Annotated in this window: 16 protein-coding genes; 2 read left to right on the forward strand and 14 right to left on the reverse strand. The window is 63.7% G+C overall.

Annotated elements, in window-relative coordinates:
- Positions 1 to 88: 88 nt before the first annotated feature.
- Both phnD and phnC read right to left on the reverse strand, forming a co-directional pair.
- Complete coding sequence (gene phnD, locus SM766_RS06195; protein WP_065272583.1) at positions 89 to 991, reverse strand: phosphonate ABC transporter substrate-binding protein; 903 nt, start codon at positions 989 to 991, stop codon at positions 89 to 91.
- 68 nt (positions 992 to 1,059) lie between these two features.
- Positions 1,060 to 1,884 (reverse strand): phosphonate ABC transporter ATP-binding protein, encoded by an 825-nt coding sequence (gene phnC, locus SM766_RS06200; RefSeq protein ID WP_274827646.1) that lies wholly within the window; start codon positions 1,882 to 1,884, stop codon positions 1,060 to 1,062.
- A gap of 265 nt (positions 1,885 to 2,149) precedes the next feature.
- Here phnC and rpe point away from each other — a divergent pair, with 265 nt between their 5' ends.
- Entirely contained in the window at positions 2,150 to 2,839 is a 690-nt protein-coding gene (rpe, locus tag SM766_RS06205) for a ribulose-phosphate 3-epimerase (RefSeq protein ID WP_368947248.1), read from the forward strand.
- Between the two features lie 271 nt (positions 2,840 to 3,110).
- Here the strand turns inward: rpe and SM766_RS06210 are convergent, their stop codons facing one another.
- The 12 genes from SM766_RS06210 to SM766_RS06265 all read right to left on the reverse strand — a co-directional run bounded on the left by SM766_RS06210 (position 3,111) and on the right by SM766_RS06265 (position 17,744).
- The gene (locus SM766_RS06210; RefSeq protein WP_368947249.1) at positions 3,111 to 4,610 is read right to left on the reverse strand and encodes a class I adenylate-forming enzyme family protein; all 1,500 of its coding nucleotides are present in this window, start codon (positions 4,608 to 4,610) and stop codon (positions 3,111 to 3,113) included.
- Between the two features lie 64 nt (positions 4,611 to 4,674).
- Entirely contained in the window at positions 4,675 to 5,454 is a 780-nt protein-coding gene (locus SM766_RS06215; protein ID WP_368947250.1) for an oxepin-CoA hydrolase, alternative type, read from the reverse strand.
- Entirely contained in the window at positions 5,451 to 5,873 is a 423-nt protein-coding gene (locus tag SM766_RS06220) for a PaaI family thioesterase (protein ID WP_347508654.1), read from the reverse strand. Before SM766_RS06220 ends, SM766_RS06215 begins: the two co-directional genes overlap by 4 nt.
- On the reverse strand, positions 5,854 to 6,987 hold the full coding sequence (locus SM766_RS06225; RefSeq protein ID WP_368947251.1) for an acyl-CoA dehydrogenase family protein: 1,134 nt from the start codon (positions 6,985 to 6,987) through the stop codon (positions 5,854 to 5,856). Before SM766_RS06225 ends, SM766_RS06220 begins: the two co-directional genes overlap by 20 nt.
- Positions 6,984 to 8,183 (reverse strand): acyl-CoA dehydrogenase family protein, encoded by a 1,200-nt coding sequence (locus tag SM766_RS06230; protein WP_065272576.1) that lies wholly within the window; start codon positions 8,181 to 8,183, stop codon positions 6,984 to 6,986. The genes SM766_RS06225 and SM766_RS06230 overlap by 4 nt, the downstream gene beginning before the upstream one ends.
- 100 nt (positions 8,184 to 8,283) lie before the next feature.
- Positions 8,284 to 9,459, reverse strand: a complete 1,176-nt coding sequence (locus SM766_RS06235) for an acetyl-CoA C-acyltransferase (RefSeq protein WP_274834584.1) — start codon at positions 9,457 to 9,459, stop codon at positions 8,284 to 8,286.
- A 1-nt stretch (position 9,460) separates the two neighbouring features.
- The gene (locus SM766_RS06240) at positions 9,461 to 11,554 is read right to left on the reverse strand and encodes a 3-hydroxyacyl-CoA dehydrogenase NAD-binding domain-containing protein (RefSeq protein ID WP_368947252.1); all 2,094 of its coding nucleotides are present in this window, start codon (positions 11,552 to 11,554) and stop codon (positions 9,461 to 9,463) included.
- Between the two features lie 398 nt (positions 11,555 to 11,952).
- Positions 11,953 to 13,185, reverse strand: a complete 1,233-nt coding sequence (locus tag SM766_RS06245; protein WP_368947253.1) for a Tm-1-like ATP-binding domain-containing protein — start codon at positions 13,183 to 13,185, stop codon at positions 11,953 to 11,955.
- Positions 13,186 to 13,202: 17 nt separating this feature from the next.
- Entirely contained in the window at positions 13,203 to 14,645 is a 1,443-nt protein-coding gene (locus tag SM766_RS06250; protein ID WP_368947356.1) for an aldehyde dehydrogenase family protein, read from the reverse strand.
- Entirely contained in the window at positions 14,552 to 16,171 is a 1,620-nt protein-coding gene (locus SM766_RS06255; RefSeq protein WP_368947254.1) for a tripartite tricarboxylate transporter permease, read from the reverse strand. Before SM766_RS06255 ends, SM766_RS06250 begins: the two co-directional genes overlap by 94 nt.
- Positions 16,172 to 16,195: 24 nt before the next feature.
- The gene (locus SM766_RS06260) at positions 16,196 to 16,726 is read right to left on the reverse strand and encodes a tripartite tricarboxylate transporter TctB family protein (protein WP_274831390.1); all 531 of its coding nucleotides are present in this window, start codon (positions 16,724 to 16,726) and stop codon (positions 16,196 to 16,198) included.
- A 73-nt stretch (positions 16,727 to 16,799) separates the two neighbouring features.
- On the reverse strand, positions 16,800 to 17,744 hold the full coding sequence (locus SM766_RS06265; protein ID WP_065272570.1) for a tripartite tricarboxylate transporter substrate binding protein: 945 nt from the start codon (positions 17,742 to 17,744) through the stop codon (positions 16,800 to 16,802).
- Between the two features lie 181 nt (positions 17,745 to 17,925).
- On the opposite strand from SM766_RS06265, the gene SM766_RS06270 reads away from it, so the two are divergent.
- Positions 17,926 to 18,705 carry an IclR family transcriptional regulator gene (locus SM766_RS06270; protein WP_368947255.1) on the forward strand — a complete coding sequence of 260 codons (780 nt, stop codon included), beginning with the start codon at positions 17,926 to 17,928 and terminating at the stop codon, positions 18,703 to 18,705.
- Positions 18,706 to 18,729 lie beyond the last annotated feature (24 nt).

Genomic DNA, 18,729 nt, shown 5'->3' on the forward strand with positions numbered 1-18,729 from the left:
TGATCGCAGGGACGCCCCTGCAAGGGCGCGCGTCAGAGGAATACGGGGCCCGGCACAAAGACCGGACCCCGCCGCGTTGGTCCTAAAATCAGTTGGACTTCAATTTGCGTGCTTCGATGATCACTTCGTAGGCGTCGTGGGTGATCGGCATGAAGCCTTTGGCTTCACCCGCGGCCACACCGTAGAAGCAATCTGCATCCATGGATTTGAGGCTTGCCATCAGCCCGGTCATCTTGACCTTGACGTTTTCGGGCAGGTCCTTGCGCAGAACAACGGGGCCTTCCGGGATCGGCTTGGACTGCCAGATTTTGACCAGGTCGTTCATGTCGACGAGACCGGCATCAACCGCCTTGCGCAGGGCGCCGGAGTTGTAGCCGTCTTCCCAGTTGCCCAGGCCGTCGGCCCAGGTCACACCGGCGTCGATATCGCCGTTGTTGACCGCAACGATGGTCTGCTCGTGACCGCCGGTGAACTTCACTTCACCAAAGTAGTCGCCCGAGGTCATGCTGGCGCCGGTTGCCTGCGGGATCTCGATCGAGGGGATCAGGAAGCCGGAGGTGGAGTTCGGGTCACCAAAGCCGAAGACCTTGCCTTTGACGTCTTCCAGCGCGGTGATGCCGCTGTCCTTGCGGGCAAAACCAACCGAGTAGTAGCCGTAGCCACCGTCGTTGTTCACTTTCACCAGGATCGGCTCAACCGCTTCGGGGTCGGACAGGAAGGTCTTGGCATAGCCAGAGGCGCCCAGCCAGGCCATGTCGATGGTGCCGCCCAACAGACCCTGGATCACGCCGTTATAATCAGCGGGGGCGAACAGCTTGGTTTCGACGCCCAGCAGATCTTCGGTCTTGGCGCGCAGGCACTCGTTGTTGTTCATGCGGTCCTGGGCGTTTTCACCGCCAAGGATGCCGATGCGGAATTCCTGAATGTCCTCTGCCATGACCGGTGTGGTCAGGGCAGTTGTCATCAGGGCGGCAGCAATCAGTTTTTTCATCTCTAGGTCACTCCGGTTTGGTTTGGGCCCAAAGCCTCGTGCTTTGGGATGATGAAAGAGGGTCAAGATCAGAGCGCGGCGGCCTCGGCCTCGCGGATGGGGCCTTCGGTACGCGTCAGCGTTTCGATCTCGGTGGATGTCGCGGCTTCAGAAAAATCGGCGCCGGCGCCGTAGATCTCGCGGGCAACGCCGGTGGTCAGCTGCTCGGGTAGCCCGTCAAAGACGATGCGCCCGTCCCGCATCCCCACCACCCGGTCGCAATAGCGGCGCGCGGTATCGAGCGTGTGCAGATTGGCGATGACGGTGCGCCCGTCTTCTTCGTGGATGCGGCGCAGCGCCTCCATCACGGTCTGGGCATTCATCGGATCGAGTGAGGCAATGGGTTCATCCGCCAGGATGATCTTCGGGTCCTGCATCAGGGCGCGGGCGATGGCGACGCGCTGTTGCTGCCCGCCCGACAAGGCCTCGGCCCGCTTGGCCGCGTGTTCGGCAATGCCCAGACGGTCCAGAATGTCGATCGCCCGGTGGATGTCTTCCATCGGATATAGGTTGAACATGGTCGCCAGCGCCGAGCGGCGGTTGAGCGTGCCATGCAGCACGTTCGACACCACATCCATGCGCGGCACCAGGTTGAACTGCTGAAAGATCATCGCGCAGTCCGACTGCCAGGCGCGCTTCTCGCGCCCTTTCAGCCGGGTCACATCGCGCCCTTCGAACAGGATCTGCCCTTCACTGGCATCGCCCAGACGGTTGATCATGCGCAGCAGGGTCGATTTTCCCGCACCGGAGCGGCCAATGATGCCGATCATGCAGGGCTTGTCGATGTCGAGAGTCGCGGTATCCACCGCGGTCTTGTCGCCAAAGCGTTTGGTGAGTTTTTCTATGCGCAGCACAATCGGCCCCCGTTCGTTTCCGGGACTGCCTAACGGTGCTCCTCAAATCATTTGTGTAATCGCGGTGAATTATTTGTAACGCGGACTGCCCCGCGGTGCCAAAACCGTCATGTCCGCGTCACAGAGCGCACCAAGGGCCACGGGCCACAGGGCAACGGGGGTAAATAGCGGGCAAGGACAAACTGCCCCCTGTAAACCGCGCCCGCACCGGTCTATATGCGCAGAAGACCCTCCACCAGCGCCCCAGTATGCAGGAACCCCTCCCATGTCCTTTGACCGCAGTGTTAAAATCGCCCCCTCCATCCTCTCCGCCGATTTCGCCAACTTCGGCCAGGAAATTCGGGCCATCGAGGCCGAAGGCGCAGACTGGGTGCATGTGGATGTGATGGACGGGCATTTCGTGCCGAACCTCACCTTTGGCCCCGCAGCGGTCAAAGCCTTCCGCCCGCATGTGAAAACGGTGATGGATGTGCATCTGATGATCGCGCCGGTGGATCCCTATATCGACGCCTATGCCGATGCGGGAGCCGATGTTCTGACCGCCCATGTCGAGGCAGGCCCGCATATTCACCGCACCCTGCAAGCCATTCGCGCGGCAGGCATGAAGGCAGGCGTTGCACTCAATCCCGGCACCCCGGCCGAGGCTGTGGCGCATCTTCTCGACCTCACCGACCTCATCTGCGTGATGACGGTAAATCCGGGCTTTGGGGGGCAGAAATTCATCGACATGACCGGCAAGATCGCGACGCTGCGCCAGATGATCGGCGACCGTCCCGTGCATATTGAAATCGACGGCGGTGTTGATCCCAGCACCGCACCGCTGGTGACCAAGGCCGGCGCCGATGTGCTGGTGGCCGGCTCCGCGGTCTTCCGCGGCGGCTCGGTCGATAACTCAAGCGTCTACGGCGACAATATCCGCGCCATCCGCGCCGCCGCCGAAGGCACCTGGACCTGAGGGAACCTCCCCTCCCGCCGCCGTCTCCATCGGAGACGGCATCTGAGGGAGAGCGGCGGGTCAAGGGCTGCCTCTGCAGCCGCGCCACAGGCGCGGTTTACCCTTGAGGCGGCGCTCTCCCGGCCCAACACTGAACGTCGCGCTTTCAGGGCAGGCCTGCCCCTGAAACGCCTCTCAGCAGATCTTTCCCTGCGCCGCGCAGCGGCGCCACGCCCAACCCCGCACAAGGCCTGCCCTGCAGGCCGCCCGTCCGGGGACGGGAGCACCCCACTCATGCTTTTTCCAGACGGTCCGCAAAAGTCTCCAGCAATTTGTGCTTCAGGATCTTGCCCGTCGGCGCCGCAGGCAATGCTTCGACCGGGACGATCAGCGCCGGACATTTGTATCCGGCCAGCTGACCGCGCACGAAAGCCATCAGCTCTGCCGGATCCGGCGCATCCCCCGGCACCACCTGCACAAAGGCCAGAACCTCTTCATCGCTGCTGACCCTGCGCCCGACCACAGCGGATTGCACCACCTGCGGATGGGCATTCAGCGCCGCCTCCACCTCGGGCGGGAAGACATTGAAACCACCGTGGATGATCAACTCCTTCGAGCGCCCCTCGATATGCAGGAACCCGCGGGCGTCCAGACGGCCCATGTCACCGGTGTGCATCCAGCCTTCTGCGTCCAGCACCTTAGCGGTTTCCTCGGGGTTGCGATAATAGCCCAGCATGATGTTCGGGCCACGCGCCAGAACCTCTCCCAACCCATCGCCACCGCCCGGAACGCTCTCATCGATGCGCACCTCGACCCCGGGCATCGGCGGACCGGTGGAAATGTCGGGATCCCCCAGCTGGCTGTTCTTGGTGGCGCAGACGCCGGCGGTGGTCTCGGTCATGCCATAGCCATTCTGCAGGGCCACCCCGTAAAACCCTTCGGCCTTGCGCTTCCATTCAGGATCCAGCGGCGCCGCCCCGGACGAAACGTATTGCAGGACCTCGCTGCCAAGCCGCTCCAACCCCTGTTCCTTGGCGTATTGCATCACCAGCGCGTGCATCTGCGGCACCGCCGCCAGACGCGTTACGCCCCGGCGCAGCGCCTCATAGAGTTTCGCCGCCGAGAAACGCGCCTCCAGCCAGACCTCGGCCCCGGACAGGATCGCCGCCGTCATCACTGAAGCCAGGCCAAAGACATGGGTCATCGGCAGAACGCCATAGATCACATCGCCCGGCCCCATATCGCGCAGCTCGGCCGAGGATTTGCCGCCAAACAGAAGGTTCGCATGGGTCAGCATCACCCCCTTTGGCGCGCCGGTGGTGCCTGTGGTGTAAAGCAGAACCGCCACCTCTTCCGGCGCATCGGGGTTTGAGGCATAGGGGCAGGCCAGATGCAGAGTGCCAAAGGCGCCACGGATCTCGCGCGCCTCAATCCGCGCGGCATGGGCCGCAGCCTCGGGGGAAATCGCGGAGGTGCACAGCACCGCCGCCGGGCGCGCGTGGGACAGGATCCGGTCCACTTCCCCCGCGCTCATCCTTGCATTGACCGGCACCGCGATGGCCCCGATCCGCGAGGCGCCCAGCATCGCCGCCACCGCCGCGCAGCAGTTTTCCGACAAGACCATGACCCGGTCACGCGGCTGCACGCCAACCTTGCGCAGATTGTCTGCCACCGCCTCTACGGCTGTCGAAAGCTCGGCGTAGCTCCAGGCCGTACCGCCACTGTCGGAAAAGGCCGCAGCCGCCGGCCGCTCGGCCACCTGAGCGGCCAGTAAATCATGCCATCGTTCCATTGCCCTCTCCTCCCAAATCCGGCGCCGGTTATGTCGTGGGTGCAGGCCCTGTGCGGGCCGGACCCTAGCCGCTGAACTGCGGCGGGCGTTTTTCCAGGAAGGCCGCGATGCCCTCGCCTGCCTCCTCGCCGCCAGCCGCACGGGCCATGGCGGCGCATTCTGCATCAAGCTGTGCAGTTTCTGCCGCCTCATAGGCGCTGGAGACCAGATGCCGGATGGTGCCCTGCGCCGCGCGCGGGCCCTGGGCCAGCGCATCGGCAAGGCTGTGCGCCGCGCCAAGAACGCGCTGCGGCGCCACCACCTGATTGACCGCGCCGAGCGCAGCCATCTGTCCGGCTGTCACCGGCCGACCCAAAAGGCACATTTCCATCGCCAGCGGACGCGGCAGCATCCGCGCCAGCGAGGCGGTCAGCCCGCCATCGGGCACCAGCCCCGCCTTGACGTAGGCGGCGGTGAATTTCGCCCCATAAGAGGCCACGATCAGATCCGCTGCCAGCGCCAGCGACAGACCGGCCCCGGCCGCGCCGCCCTCGACGGCGGCGATCACCGGCACCGGGCAGTCCCGGATCCCGCGCATCAGATCATGCAGGTTGTTGACCTTGGCGCGGCGCTCGTCCTCGCTGAGGCCGCGACGTTCGATCAGCACGTTGAGATCGCCGCCCGCGCAGAAAAACCCACCTTCCGAGGTCAGCAGCACAGCACGGATGCGCGGCTCCTGCGCCAGATCCAGCGCCGCCTGAATGGCGTCGTAAAGATCCTGCGACAGGGCGCCCCGGCGGTCCGGGTTCATATTCACGACAACCGCGCGGTCGCCAAGATCGTCCATCCGTGCACGTCGGGTCATTTCCGTATCCTCTTGAAAATTCCGTTTGCCGTGGCCAGCAGGCGGCCGGTGTCATCAAACAGCTCGCCATAGATATAGGCGATGCTTTTGCCGCCCCCCGTAGGCCGGGCGCGGGCCGTAATGGCCCCGGTCCGCGTCGACCCCACATAGGAGAGGTTCAGCGAAACGGTAACCAGATCCGCGTTTCCATCCGGATCGAAGAACTGCATTGCAGTATTGCCGCAGACCACATCCAGAACCGTGGCCACCATGCCGCCATGGACGATGCCATGGCGGTTCATATGCCGGGGCTCCAGCTCCAGCGTCACGGTGCAGGAGCCATCCCGGGTATCGACCTCGGTCCGGTAGCCAACCATCTGCTGGCAACCGGGTTCCTCGATCAGGCGGACCTCGCCGGTATCACGCGGCGCTGAGGTCAAGAAAACGCTCCAGCTGCGTGTCCGCATCACCAAAGCGGTGCTCCGCCATGACGATCCGTTTGGCGATATGGGCCAGTTCGTATTCCTGTGTCATGGCGATACCGCCGTGCAGCTGGATTGAATCCTCGGCCACCAGACGACCTGCACGGCCAATCAGGTTGCGCGCCGCCGCCACGTTGAGATCGCGCATCCGCGCGTCGCCTTCCAGATGGCCGGCCGCGTTGATCACCGCCGAGCGCGCCTGCTCGATCTCGATCAGCAGATCCGCCACCCGGTGCTGCAGCGCCTGGAAGGTGCCGATCGGGCGGCCAAATTGGCTGCGGGTCAGCAGGTACTGACGGGTAAGCTCGGTCGCGGTTTCCATCGCGCCCAGGGTTTCGGCAGCCAGCGCCACCTCGGCGCGGGCAAAGACCCCGGCCATGGCAGACCATGCGGCGCCAGCATCGCCCAGACGGGCAGAGGTAGGCAGGCGCAGGTTATCCAGCTCGACCTCGGCAGCGCGACCGCCAGCCAGCAGCGCATAGCCGCGCAGCGACAGGCCCTCGGCATCGCGGGGCACCAGGAACAACGAGATCCCATCGGTCGCATCCGCTGCGCCGCTTTCGCGCGCAGAGATCACCAGGTGATCGGCAGCCTCGGCGTTGACGACAACAGCCTTGCGCCCGTTCAGAACGATCTGATCACCCTCGGCCTGAGCCGTGGTTTCCACGCGCGACAGCTCATAGCGGCTGTTCGGCTCGCCGTGCGCAAAGGCCAGCTGCACGGCGCCGCCGATCACCTCTTCCACGAGAGCCTTCTGATCGTCATTGCCCAGTGCCGCGATCAGACCGCCCCCCAGCAGTGCGGTGTCCAGCAGCGGCTCAACGACGCCGGCGCGGCCCAGTTCCTCGAACACGGTGGAGATATCGAAACCGGCGCCGCCAAACCCGCCGTCCTCCTCGGAAAACAGCGCACCGATGACACCCAGTTCGGCCAGCTGGCCCCAGATGTCAGCGGAAAACCCGGTCTCGCTTTCCAGGATGTCGTTGCGCACGGATGTCGTGTAGCGGTCCGACAGGAAGCGACGCAGGCTGTCCTGCAGCATCTGCCGCTCTTCGGTCAGGTCGAAGTTCATGCCCGGCCTCCCATTTTCACTTTTGCGATGATGTTCTTCTGGATTTCGTTGGAACCGCCAAAGATCGACAGTTTGCGGTTGTTGAAATACTGCGCGGCAACGGCAGCCGTGCCTTCGGGGCCGACCGGCGGTTCATTGCCGCCTTCCACCGCTTCGGAGGCAAAGGGCATCGCGTAAACGCCCGCGGCGCGGCGCGCCATATCGTTGATTTCCTGACGGATTTCGGTGCCTTTCACCTTCAGCATCGAGCTTTCGACACCCGGCGCCTGACCGGAGGCCGCCGCCGAGATGATGCGCAGGTTGGTGGTAGACATGGCCATCAGATCGATCTCCGCCTGCGCCATACGGGCCGCGAAATAGGGGTTTTCGATCAGCGGGCGGCCCTTGTGCATCTGCACCCGCGCCAGACGTTTCACCGCATCCAGACCGGCCTGGCTGAATCCGACACCCGCGATATTGGTACGTTCATGGGTCAGGAGGTACTTGGCGTAGGTCCAGCCCTTGTTTTCCTCGCCCACCAGGTTTTCGACCGGCACTTTCACATCGGTGAACCAGACTTCGTTCACCTCGTGGGTGCCGTCCAGCAGGATGATCGGGCGCACTTCGATGCCCGGCGTGTCCATATCGATCAGAAGGAAGGAAATGCCTTCCTGCTGCTTGGCATCGGGGTCAGTGCGTACTAGGCAGAAGATCCAGTTGGCGTGCTGGCCCAGCGTGGTCCAGGTCTTCTGGCCGTTGACGATATAGTGGTCGCCCTCGCGCACCGCCTTGGTTTTCAGGCTGGCAAGGTCAGACCCCGCGCCCGGCTCGGAATAGCCCTGGCACCACCAGTGTTCGCCACTCAGGATCTTGGGCAGGTAATAGTCCTGCTGTTCCTTGGATCCGAATTTCTGCAACACCGGCGCCAGCATGGTCAGGCCAAAGGGCACGATGCGCGGTGCATGAGCGCGGCAGCATTCCTCTTCGAAGATATGGCGCTGCACGGCATTCCACTCACAGCCGCCAAATTCGCGCGGCCAATTCGGCGCCAGCCAGCCCTGTTCGTTCAGGATGGCATGCCAGCGTTCGTGGCCTTCCTTGCCGAGGCTGCGTCCCTCGCGGACCGCATCCGACATTTCCTTGGGCAGTTTCTCGTCCAGAAAACGCTGCACCTCCTCGCGGAAGGCCTGTTCTTCGGGGGTGTAACTCAGATCCATTTCATTCTCCTCATGGCCCTTTGGCACGATCCAATCGGGCCGGGCGACATCCGGCGGGCGATGACTGCCCGCCGGGTGCCGCGTGGTCTTTGATTGCGGTTCAGTAGATTTCGAACAGGCCCGCTGCGCCCATGCCGCCGCCGACACACATGGTGACGACGCCCAGCTTGGCGCCGCGGCGCTTGCCTTCGCGCAGGATGTGGCCGGTCATACGGGCGCCGGTCATGCCAAAGGGGTGACCGATGGCGATTGAGCCGCCGTTGACGTTGCATTTCTCGTCATCGATACCCAAACGGTCGCGGCAGTAGAGCGCCTGGCTCGCGAAGGCTTCGTTCAGCTCCCAGATATCGATGTCATCCACCGTCAGCCCGTGGCGTTCCAGCAGCCGCGGCACGGCAAAGACCGGGCCGATGCCCATCTCGTCCGGCTCGCAGCCTGCAACGCAGAAGCCTTTGAAGGCGCCCATAGCCTCAAGCCCACGCTTCTCGGCCTCCTTGGCTTCCATCAGCACCACGGCAGCGGCGCCATCGGACAATTGGCTGGCGTTGCCTGCGGTGATGAAGTTGCCGTCGCCGCGCACCGGCGCCAGACCAGCGAGACCGTCGAGCGTGGTCGAGGGACGGTTGCATTCGTCGCGGTCCACGACAACGTCCTTCATCGAGATCTCACCGGTTTCCTTGTCCTTCACCGCCATGGTGGTGGAGACGGGAATGATCTCATCCTTGAACAGACCGGCTTCCTGCGCCGCAGCGATACGCTGCTGGCTGCGCAGACCATAGGCGTCCTGATCTTCGCGGCTGATGCCATAGCGATCGGCAACGATATCGGCGGTTTCGATCATGGTCATATAGACGGCGGGCTTGTGCTCTTTCAGCCAGGCTTCCTGCACGGGGCGCAGTTTCGGCTGCACCATCGAGATGCTTTCCACCCCGCCTGCCACCATCGGGCCTGCGCCTTCGCAGATGATCTGCTGCGCCGCCAAGGCGATGGTCTGCAGACCGGAGGAGCAGAAGCGGTTCACGGTCATGCCCGATGCGGTGACCGGCAGCCCGGCGCGCAGAGCAATCTGGCGGGCGATATTGGCGCCGGTTTCCCCTTCGGGAGCGCCGCAGCCCATGATGCAATCCTCGATCTCGGCGCCTTCGATCCCGGCGCGGGCCATCGCGGCCTCGACCGCGGCACCGCCCATGGTGGCGCCGTGGGTCATGTTAAAGGATCCCCTAAAGGATTTGGCCAGCCCGGTACGGGCGGCAGAGACGATAACGACTTCTTTCATATCAGCTGTTTTCCTTGTTCAGATCGTCGAATGTGCGCCCCTCGGCAACCAACTGCTCCAGCAGCGGCGCGGGCTGCCAGAAATAATCGTCTTCTTCGGCGTAGGATTTGATGTTCGCCAGAAGCGTATCCAGCCCCTGCATGTCGGCCCATTTCAGCGGCCCGCCACGATAGCGCGGGAAGCCGTAGCCGAAGAGCAGCGTCATATCGACGTCCAGCGGACGGCGCGCGATACCTTCGCCCACCACCTTGGCGGCCTCATTGACCATGGCCGCCATGTAGCGGGTCACGATCTCCTCATCGGTGAACTCTTTCGGGGTGATGCCCTTCTCGGCGCGTTCTGCCTCGATCAACTCGGTCACCTCGGGGTTCGGGGTGCCGCCGCGTTTGCCTGCCTCGTAGACGTAATAGCCCTTGCCAGTCTTCTGGCCAAAGTTGCCCGCCTCACAGATCTTGTCCATGTAGCTGCTGTCACGCTCGCGCGGGTCCATGCCCTCGGCGCGCTTGCGCTTGCGCACGGCCCAGCCGATGTCGAGCCCCGCCAGATCCGCCACCGCGAAGGGTCCCATCGCGAAACCGAAATCGGTCAGCGCCTTGTCGATCTGATAGGGAGAGGCACCGTCCAGCACCATGTGATCGGCCGCCTTGCGATAGGTCGCCAGGATCCGGTTGCCGATGAAACCATCGCAGACCCCGGCGCGGACCGAGATTTTCTTGAGCCGCTTGCCCAGTTCGAAACCCGTGGCAACCACATCCAGCGCCGTCTTGTCGGCAACGACGATCTCCAAGAGTTTCATCACATGCGCCGGAGAGAAGAAGTGCAACCCGATGACATCCTCGGGGCGCGAGGTGCTGGCGGCGATTTCGTTCACATCCAGGTAGGAGGTGTTGGAGGCCAGGATCGCGCCCTTCTTGCAGACGGCATCCAGCTTGCCAAAGACCTCTTTCTTGACGCCCATTTCTTCGAAGACGGCCTCGATCACCAGATCGACATCGCTCAGCGCGTCATAATCGGTGGCGAGTGTCAGCGCCTCACCCGTCAGATGGTCGAACTTCTCCTGGCTGATCTTGCCGCGCTTCAGCGCGCCCTGTAGGTTGCCCGAAATGCGGCCCTTGGCGGCTTCGGCGGCCTCGGCGGTCATCTCCAGCATTACGACAGGCAGACCGGCCAGCAGCGCCGCCGTGGCGATACCTGCCCCCATGGTGCCGCCACCGATAACGCCGAGGCTGTTCAGCGCGCGCGGTTCAACGCCTTTTAGTTCCGGCAGCTTGCTGACTGCGCGTTCCGAGAAGAAGGCGTGGATCATGCCCTGCCGCTGATCGGTGCTCATCAGCTCCATGAAGAGTTCCCGCTCACGCTTCATGCCCTCGTCAAAGGGCAGCTCGCAGCAGGCCTGAATGCCGCGGATCGCAACCGCAGGCGCCAGAAGGCCGCGGCCTTTTTTCAGCACAGAGTCATAAAGCGCATCGAAATCGACGGATTCGGGCGCGGGCATTTCGCTGATGGCGCGGCGCGGGGCGCCCTGATCCAGCAGCTCCTGCGCATAGGCAAGGCCGATCTCGCGTGGCTCGCCTTCTTCGACGCGGTCCAGAATGCCGAGGCTCAAAGCTTCCTTGGCGCCGACCTGACGGCCCGAGGTGATCACGTCAACCGAGGCGTCAATACCGATGAGGCGCGGCAGACGCTGGGTGCCGCCGGCGCCCGGCATCACGCCGATCAGCACTTCCGGCAGACCGATACGCGCGGAAGGCACGGCAATGCGATAGTGCGAGCCAAGCGCGATTTCCAGACCGCCGCCCAGTGCGGTGCCATGCAGCGCCGAAATCACCAAGAGCGGCGACGATTCGATGCGGGTGCAGACATCGGGCAGAAACGGCCCCTGCGGCGGCTTGCCGAATTCGCGGATATCGGCGCCGGCGAAATAGGTGCGACCGTCACCGTAGATCAGCACCGCCTTGGCGCCTTCCGATTCGGCCCGCTCGATCCCGTCCACCAGGCCCTGGCGCACGTCCAGGCCCAGCGCATTTACCGGCGGGTTCTGCGCCTTGAGGACCGCAATATCCCCAACGCGTTCATATCCAATGGCATCCGTCATCCGTATTTTCCTCTCCTTGGCGGGGCTGCGGGCCTCTGGCCTTTTGCACACGCCCCCTGTTCCTGTCGGGATCTAGCCACGCCCTCCTCCGCGCGCCAAGGCCGGTCTTTGCCGCCCTTGCCAGAACCCGGCGTCATCTGCGGAGCCGCAGAATTCAGGCCAGCGGTCTGACTGTCAACCCATATTCCACTATGTGGAACATTGTTCCATTAATTTGACAGCACCCTAGGCCGCGTCCCTTCGCCTGGCAAGTAATATCATTGCGCGCAGGAAGTATTTTCGGCAGCAAAACACCGAACACCTATTCTATTCACCCTAACGCGCAACAAGGGCGCCCACTGTCGCGGGCGCCCTTGTTGCACTTTCAAGATTTGGTGATCCGGCAGGCGCGCAGACGTCTATCCTTGCGGAATCAGTCCCTCAGCCACCCAACCGTCGAAGATCTCAAGCGCCTTCTCAGCGAAGGCTGCGTCGTTGATATGGCAGTCCAGCGCGTGCAGCGTCGCATTGCCCGGGCAGGCCGCGCGCATTTCATCGCAAAAGGCCGACAACCCCTCGGCATCGTGCAGATCGCCGCCGGGGCGGTCCCATTCGTTGCAGCCCTGCTCGGGCAGCAGCACCGCGACCGGGGCGGTGGCACCTTGCAGCTTGTCATTGATGGTGCGGGCGACAAGGCGGCGCTCGTCGGCGTCCAGAACCGCCGAGGTCAGCAGCCGGTTGTGGGCATGGCTGGGCCGCCCCTGCAGCTGCGGCGGGGTCTCTTGCCAGCCGACAAAATCCACCAGATCATAACAGCCCGGCGCCACCAGCTGCGGGGTGCCCGAAGCGCCTGCATTGGTCATCCGGTCCGCGCCTGCCGACAGACCGCCGAACAGGTGGTTGGTCACCTCCTGCGGGGCGAAATCCATCACCGCGGCAAAGGCGCCTTCGCTGGCGAGGCTTTCAAACGCCCGCCCGCCCATGCCAGTGGCGTGGAAGACGGCCACCTCATAGCCGCGGTCCTCCAGCGCCGGTTTCAGCGTCACCATATAGCGCAGCACCGTCTTGCCAAAGGAGGTCATGCCGATCAGTGGCCGCTCCCGCTTTGGCGGCTCCACCGCACGGGCCGCGCCCAGAACCGCGCCGGCCGCCTGGCTCAGCGAAGCTTTGCAGACCGAGTTCAGACCATAAAGCCCCCCGGCCCAGAGGATCATCTGGACATCGGCCGGGATACGCTCCGGCGGCATCAGCGGTGAAAAGGACACGGTGGAAACGATATATTTCGGCACCCCCAGCGGCAGCGCCGCGCAAAGGTCCAGCGCCAGATCGGTGCCCATGGTGCCGCCCAGCACGATCACCCCGTCGATGGAACCGGCACGATAGAGCTCCAGCGCCTTGGCTGCGGAGCCTCTCGCCATGATCTGCATGGCGGTGTTTTCATCGCCGCTGTCGATGGCGGCCTGGATGGAGCTGCCGCCTGCCTCGGCCACCTGATGCTTGCTGATGTCGGTGGGCTGGCTCGGATCGCCCAAGACGCTCACATCCATGGTCAGGACACCGCCGCCCTGCACCCGGATCACATCCGCCAGGTAGGCCAGCTCGGCATCCTTGGTGTCATAGGTCCCGGCGATCAGAATGGTTTTATCGGGCATCTTGTCATTGCCTCCGGTTAAAGCTGGATCCAGGCGGTTTTCAGATCGACGTATTTGTCGAGCGCATGCAGCGATTTGTCGTGGCCATTGCCGGACTGCCCGACCCCGCCCAACGGCACCGTATTATCTGCGCCGCCATAGGTGTTCACATGGACCACCCCCGCGCGGATGCCCGCGACCATGCGATGGGCACGGGACAGGTTTGCGGTCCAGACCCCGGCGGCAAGGCCGAAATCGGTGCCATTGGCCAGCGCCAGCGCCTGTTCCTCGGTTTCGAACCTGGTTACTGACAGCACCGGGCCAAAGACCTCGCGCTGGAACAGGGCATGGTCCCGTGCAACGTGGGTCACGATGGTGGGCGCCATATAGGTGCCGCCGCTCTCCTGCAGAATCCGGTTGCCGCCGGTCACCACCTGACCGCCCTCGGCGCGGGCCATATCCATGAAAGACAGATTTCGCCGCAGCTGGTCCTCGGAATTGACCGCACCGATGTGATTGCCCAGATCCAGCGGGTCTCCCACCCGCAGCGCCTCGGCCTCGTTGATCAGCATGGCAACGAATTCATCATGCACCGAGGCTTCGACCAGAAGGCGCGACCCAGCCACGCAGACCTGACCCGAATTGCGAAAGATCCCCGCCGCCGAAACCTTGGCCGCGTGGCGCAGATCGGGGGCATCGGCAAAGACGATATTGGGGGATTTGCCGCCCAGCTCCAGATAGCAGCGTTTGAGGTTGGAGCGCGCCGAGGCCTCCAGCAGTTTGCGTCCGGTGCCGCCCGATCCGGTAAAGGCCAGCACATCGACGCCCATGGATTCGGCCAGCGCCGCGCCGGTTTCCGCGCCCGCGCCGGTGACCACGTTCAGCACCCCATCCGGCAGGCCGCATTCGGTGCAGATCTCGGCCAGACGCAACAGCGACAGCGAGGCGGTCTCGGCGGGTTTCAAGACCACCGAATTGCCCATTGCCAGTGCAGGCGCCAGTTTCCAGGCGCCAATCATCAGCGGGAAATTCCACGGCACGATGGCGCCGACAACGCCCACTGGCGCGCGCTGCACCAGCCCCAGCACATCGGGGGCGGTGGGAGCGACCTCTCCCGCGACCTTGTCCAGCGCCTCCGCATAATAACGGAAGGTGCCCGCCGCCGATCCCGGCTCGGCCTTCAGCGCCATGCCCATTTCGGTGCCATTGTCGCGCACACCCAGAACGGCAAGGGGTAGCGCCTCCGCCTCGATCCGGTCAGCGATCTTATGCAGCACCTTCTTGCGGGTAGCAGGCGCCAGACGTGACCAGCGGCCATCCTCAAACGCGGCGCGGGCAGCAGCCACCGCACGCTCCACATCCGCCGCTGACGCGCCTTCAAGCGTGGTCAGAACAGATCCGTCAATCGGCGAAGTAACTTCGCATGGCGTGCCCGAACCTGCTTGCCACGATCCTTCAAGAAAGAGTTTTTGCGGCGCCACATCAGCCCGCCGAAGTTCGTTGATGAGGTTTTGGTCTGCCATTCGGCCTCCTTCAGCTCCTTGCGGTCGCGCAGAATGCGGACGGTATGCATCACAAGGACCAGTATGATGATGGAAAACAGGATGAACGCCACCGGGCGGTCGATGAAATCAAAGGGGGTTTTGACCCGCGCCATGGCCGCGCGCAGCTTCACCTCCATGATGCCGCCCAGAACCATGCCAAGGATGATCGGCACCGCAGGCAGCGACAGGCGCTTCAACACATAGCCCACCAGACCAAATGCCGCCGCCATCACACAGTCGGTGGCAGAGTTGCGCAGGGAATAGACCCCGACAAAGCTGAGCGTCAGGATACAGACGCCAAGGAAGCGATTGGGGATCCTGACCACCTGGATCAGGCTGCGGGTCGCAAACAGCAGGAAGATCAGCACCAAGACGTTGAGGATCAAGAGTGCGAGATAGAGCGCCACCACGAAATCCATGTCGTTTTGGAACAGCCCCGGCCCCGGCACCACGTTATGGACGTAAAAGACGCTCAGCATCATCGCCGTTAGCGCCTCGCCCGGAATGCCCAGCGCCAGAAGCGGCACCATGGCGGCGGCGGGCACGGCGTTATTGGCGGTCTCGGCAGCGATCAGCCCTTCCGACGACCCGCGCCCGAAATCCTGCGGCCGTTTCGAGGTCTTCTGCGCATAGGTGTAGGACATGAATTGCGCAGTGAATTCGCCGACGCCAGGGATCATCCCCATGAGAACACCAAACCCGGCAGAAACAGACGCGACACGGGGATGGCGCCACAGCTCTCGCAGGCCCTGGAACATGCCGCCGCGCAGGCGTGTCAGACGGATCTTCTCGTCCTCATCCGTCAGCAGCACAAAAGCCTGAGAGATCGCAAACAGCCCAAGAACCACGACGATCAGGTTGATGCCACCGCCCAGGAAATCCTGCTCGAAGGTGTATCGCTGGGTGTATTTCACCGGCTCCATGCCGATGGTGTTGAGGAAAATGCCAAAGCAAGCGAGCGCCCCTGCGATCAGCGCCTGCCCGCGATGGGCCACCACCACCAGCAAGAGGCCCAGCAGCGCGGCGAGGAAGATCTCGCGACTGCCGAACATCGGCGCGACCTTGGCCAGCACCGGCGCGAACAGGATCAGACAGATGACCGAGAAGACACCGCCAAAGAAACTTGCAGAATAGGCAAGGCTGAGCGCACGGCGGGGCTCGCCCCGCGCGGTCATCGGGTAGCCGTCATAGGTGGTCAGCGCATTGACCGCCGTGCCGGGCGTGTTGATCAGGATCGCCGGAATGGCACCACCGTACATGGAGGAGCCGTAGATGCCGAGCAGCACGGTCAGCCCCACGATGGGATCCATCGAGAATGTCGCGGGCAGCAGGATGGCAATCGCCACCGCCGGACCGACGCCGGGGATGGCACCGATCAGCACGCCGCCCACCGACCCGGCCAGCAGCGCCAGCGCCACGTCCCAGCGCATCAGGATCTCGATTGCAGAAAGAATAAGGTCCATCGGGGATCCCGTTAAACTGAAGGCCTAGAGGTAGAGGATGGCAAAACTGCGCAGGGACCCCGGCAGATATTCATAGAGCAGCGCGCCGGGGATCTTCACCGATAACAGCCCCTTGAACACCAGCACCACGGCAAGGGCGAAACCAGCGCTGGTCCACAGCATCAGGCGACTGCGATAGCCCATGCGCCAGGTCAGCAGCGGCACGAAGACCAGCGTCACCGGCAGATAACCCACAAGCGGCACCAGCAGCACGTAGGCCATGAACCAGGCGACGTATTCCACCGCCTGCCCCCAGCGCCGGGCCTCGTTCAGGTCGAAACGCGTCGTGCGCCGCCAGGGCAGCCGGTAGAGATGCAAGCCCCCCATCAGAACCATGCCGCCCAGGGCCACGCCGGGCCAGAACCGGGGCTGGGCAAAGAGTTTGGTCTTTTTCACCCAAGCGGTCTGATCACCAATCAGCACCAGCAGCAGCACGGAGAGCCCAAGAAACCCTAGGGCAAAAACCAGCTGTCCGCGCCGGGGTCCGGGGAAACGGCGTTCGCGTTCTGTCGTCATGGAGGGGAACTTCTGTCGCGCAGGAAACAAGGGTCCGGGGCGCCCGCGAGGCGCCCCGATCCGGGAGGGTGGGTTATTCGAGGATCGAACCGATCCGCGCCATTGTGTCGATGTCAGCGGCAACACGGGCAGCGCTGTCCTCGGCGTTCTGCCAGTAGATCAGCGCGCCGGTTTCCTTGGCCACGTTCTGGGCGCGTTCGCTCATCACGGTTTTCTCGGCCACCGCGATGATCTTGTCGCGCACGTCCTGCGGCGTGTCCTTGGTCACGAAGAGACCATTCCACAGCGCGATGTTGAGGCTGTCGTCCAGCTCGCCGATCGCAGGCGCATCGGGCACCAGCGGAATGCGTTCATCGGTGATCGAGACCAGCACCTTCACGTCATCAAGGCAGGGCAGGATCAGCTGCAGCGTGGTGTTGATCACATCCGCATCGCCCGAGGCCAGGGTGTTGCAATCCAGCGCGTCAAAGGCCGCGTCAGAGCCCCATTCGAAACCGGCGTTCTTAGCAAAGGCCTTGGTCACTTGGGTCGGGGTCAGCACGTCGCCGAAATGGCCCAGCGCCACGTCGTTTTCCTTGGCGTATGCTGCCAGTTCCTCCATCGAGGAATAGGGCGCATCGCCCGAGGTGGCGATCACGAAGGGATAGGTCAGGAAGATGCCCAGCGGGTCGAACTTGGCCGGGGTCAGCGGCGGGATGTCGATCTGGTGGCCAACAACCGGCACGCCGATCACGAAGGAGCCGATGGTGTAACCATCAGCGGGCGCATTGGCGACCTCGATCGCACCGGGGAAGGGTCCACCACCGCCACCGGGCTTGTTCACCACCGCCGCCGCAACGCCGTATTCGTTCTGGAAATCCTCGGCAATCATCCGGGTCAGCACGTCTTCCAGATCGCCCGGAGGCCAAGGCACGATGAAGTTCACCGGCTTTTCCGGATACTCGGCCTGCGCCGCAACGGCGCTGAGGCCAAGGGCGGTGGCCGCCGCTGCGCCTTTGACGATGGTGGTCAGTTTCATTGCAAGTCTCCCGGTTGCTGTCAGTTGGACTCTGTTGGGTCATGTTGGTTCATTATTCGAACCGTTGGTTTGAATTTAGATTGACAGCCTCCCCGGTTATCTGTCAACAAATTTGAAAGGCAGAGGCGGAAATTCCTGGACTTTGCCTGATCACACAGCACTTACGGGATCGCCGAACCACATGGGTACAGTCTCCAAAGCCTTGTCATTGCTGACATATTTCAATCATGGCCGCACCGAGATCGGCCTCAGCGATCTCACGCGCCTGTCAGGCATGAACAAGGCGACTGTTTATCGGCTGATGGGTGAAATGCAGGAATCAGGCTTTGTCGAACAGGCCGATGGCGACCGGTCCTACCGGCTGGGTCCGCAGGTTCTGCGCCTCGCCGCCCTACGCGAAGCCGCGGTTCCGATCCTGTCCGTCTCGCGCCGGGTGCTGAAGGATCTGAGCGAGGAAACCGGGGAAACCACCCATCTGTCGCTGGTGCAGGGCACCCACCTCAACTCGCTCAGCCACGCCTATTCCCCGCGCCACGCCACCCGCGTGATGATGGAGGACGCCGAGGTGCTGACCTATCACGGCACCGCCTCCGGCCTGGCCGTGCTGGCCTATGCCGATCCCGAGTTCGTCGATGCGGTTCTGTCCGGGCCGCTGCACAGCCACACCGCCGCCACCGTCACCGATCCAGAGGCGATCCGCCGCCAGCTGGAAGAGGTCCGCCGCAGCGGCATGGCGCAATCCGTCGGCGGCTTCGAAGCCGAAGTACATTCCCATGCGGTGCCGGTCTTTGGCGCCGACCGTCAGGTGATCGGCGCCCTTGCCGTGGCCGCGCCGGTGTCCCGCATGACGCCGGAACAAGCCGTTCTGATCCCCGCCGCCCTGCACCGCGCCGGTCAGACCCTGACCCATCGTATCGGCGGCGCCGCCCCGGCCGACTACCCCCAAGAGGCCGCCGCATGATGCCGCATATGATCCCGTTTTTCC

The sequence above is a fragment of the Pseudophaeobacter sp. A-200-2 genome (genome assembly GCF_041008815.1).
GTDB lineage: Bacteria > Pseudomonadota > Alphaproteobacteria > Rhodobacterales > Rhodobacteraceae > Phycobacter > Phycobacter gallaeciensis_A.

Excerpts from the sequence above, each read along its gene's own strand:
- phnD (WP_065272583.1), bottom strand. The coding sequence starts at position 991 with ATGAAAAAACTGATTGCTGCCGCCCTGATGACAACTGCCCTGACCACA.
- rpe (WP_368947248.1), top strand. The coding sequence starts at position 2,150 with ATGTCCTTTGACCGCAGTGTTAAAATCGCCCCCTCCATCCTCTCCGCC.
- SM766_RS06210 (WP_368947249.1), bottom strand. The coding sequence starts at position 4,610 with ATGGAACGATGGCATGATTTACTGGCCGCTCAGGTGGCCGAGCGGCCG.
- SM766_RS06215 (WP_368947250.1), bottom strand. The coding sequence starts at position 5,454 with ATGACCCGACGTGCACGGATGGACGATCTTGGCGACCGCGCGGTTGTC.
- SM766_RS06225 (WP_368947251.1), bottom strand. The coding sequence starts at position 6,987 with ATGAACTTCGACCTGACCGAAGAGCGGCAGATGCTGCAGGACAGCCTG.
- SM766_RS06230 (WP_065272576.1), bottom strand. The coding sequence starts at position 8,183 with ATGGATCTGAGTTACACCCCCGAAGAACAGGCCTTCCGCGAGGAGGTG.
- SM766_RS06235 (WP_274834584.1), bottom strand. The coding sequence starts at position 9,459 with ATGAAAGAAGTCGTTATCGTCTCTGCCGCCCGTACCGGGCTGGCCAAA.
- SM766_RS06240 (WP_368947252.1), bottom strand. The coding sequence starts at position 11,554 with ATGACGGATGCCATTGGATATGAACGCGTTGGGGATATTGCGGTCCTC.
- SM766_RS06245 (WP_368947253.1), bottom strand. The coding sequence starts at position 13,185 with ATGCCCGATAAAACCATTCTGATCGCCGGGACCTATGACACCAAGGAT.
- SM766_RS06255 (WP_368947254.1), bottom strand. The coding sequence starts at position 16,171 with ATGGACCTTATTCTTTCTGCAATCGAGATCCTGATGCGCTGGGACGTG.
- SM766_RS06260 (WP_274831390.1), bottom strand. The coding sequence starts at position 16,726 with ATGACGACAGAACGCGAACGCCGTTTCCCCGGACCCCGGCGCGGACAG.
- SM766_RS06265 (WP_065272570.1), bottom strand. The coding sequence starts at position 17,744 with ATGAAACTGACCACCATCGTCAAAGGCGCAGCGGCGGCCACCGCCCTT.
- SM766_RS06270 (WP_368947255.1), top strand. The coding sequence starts at position 17,926 with ATGGGTACAGTCTCCAAAGCCTTGTCATTGCTGACATATTTCAATCAT.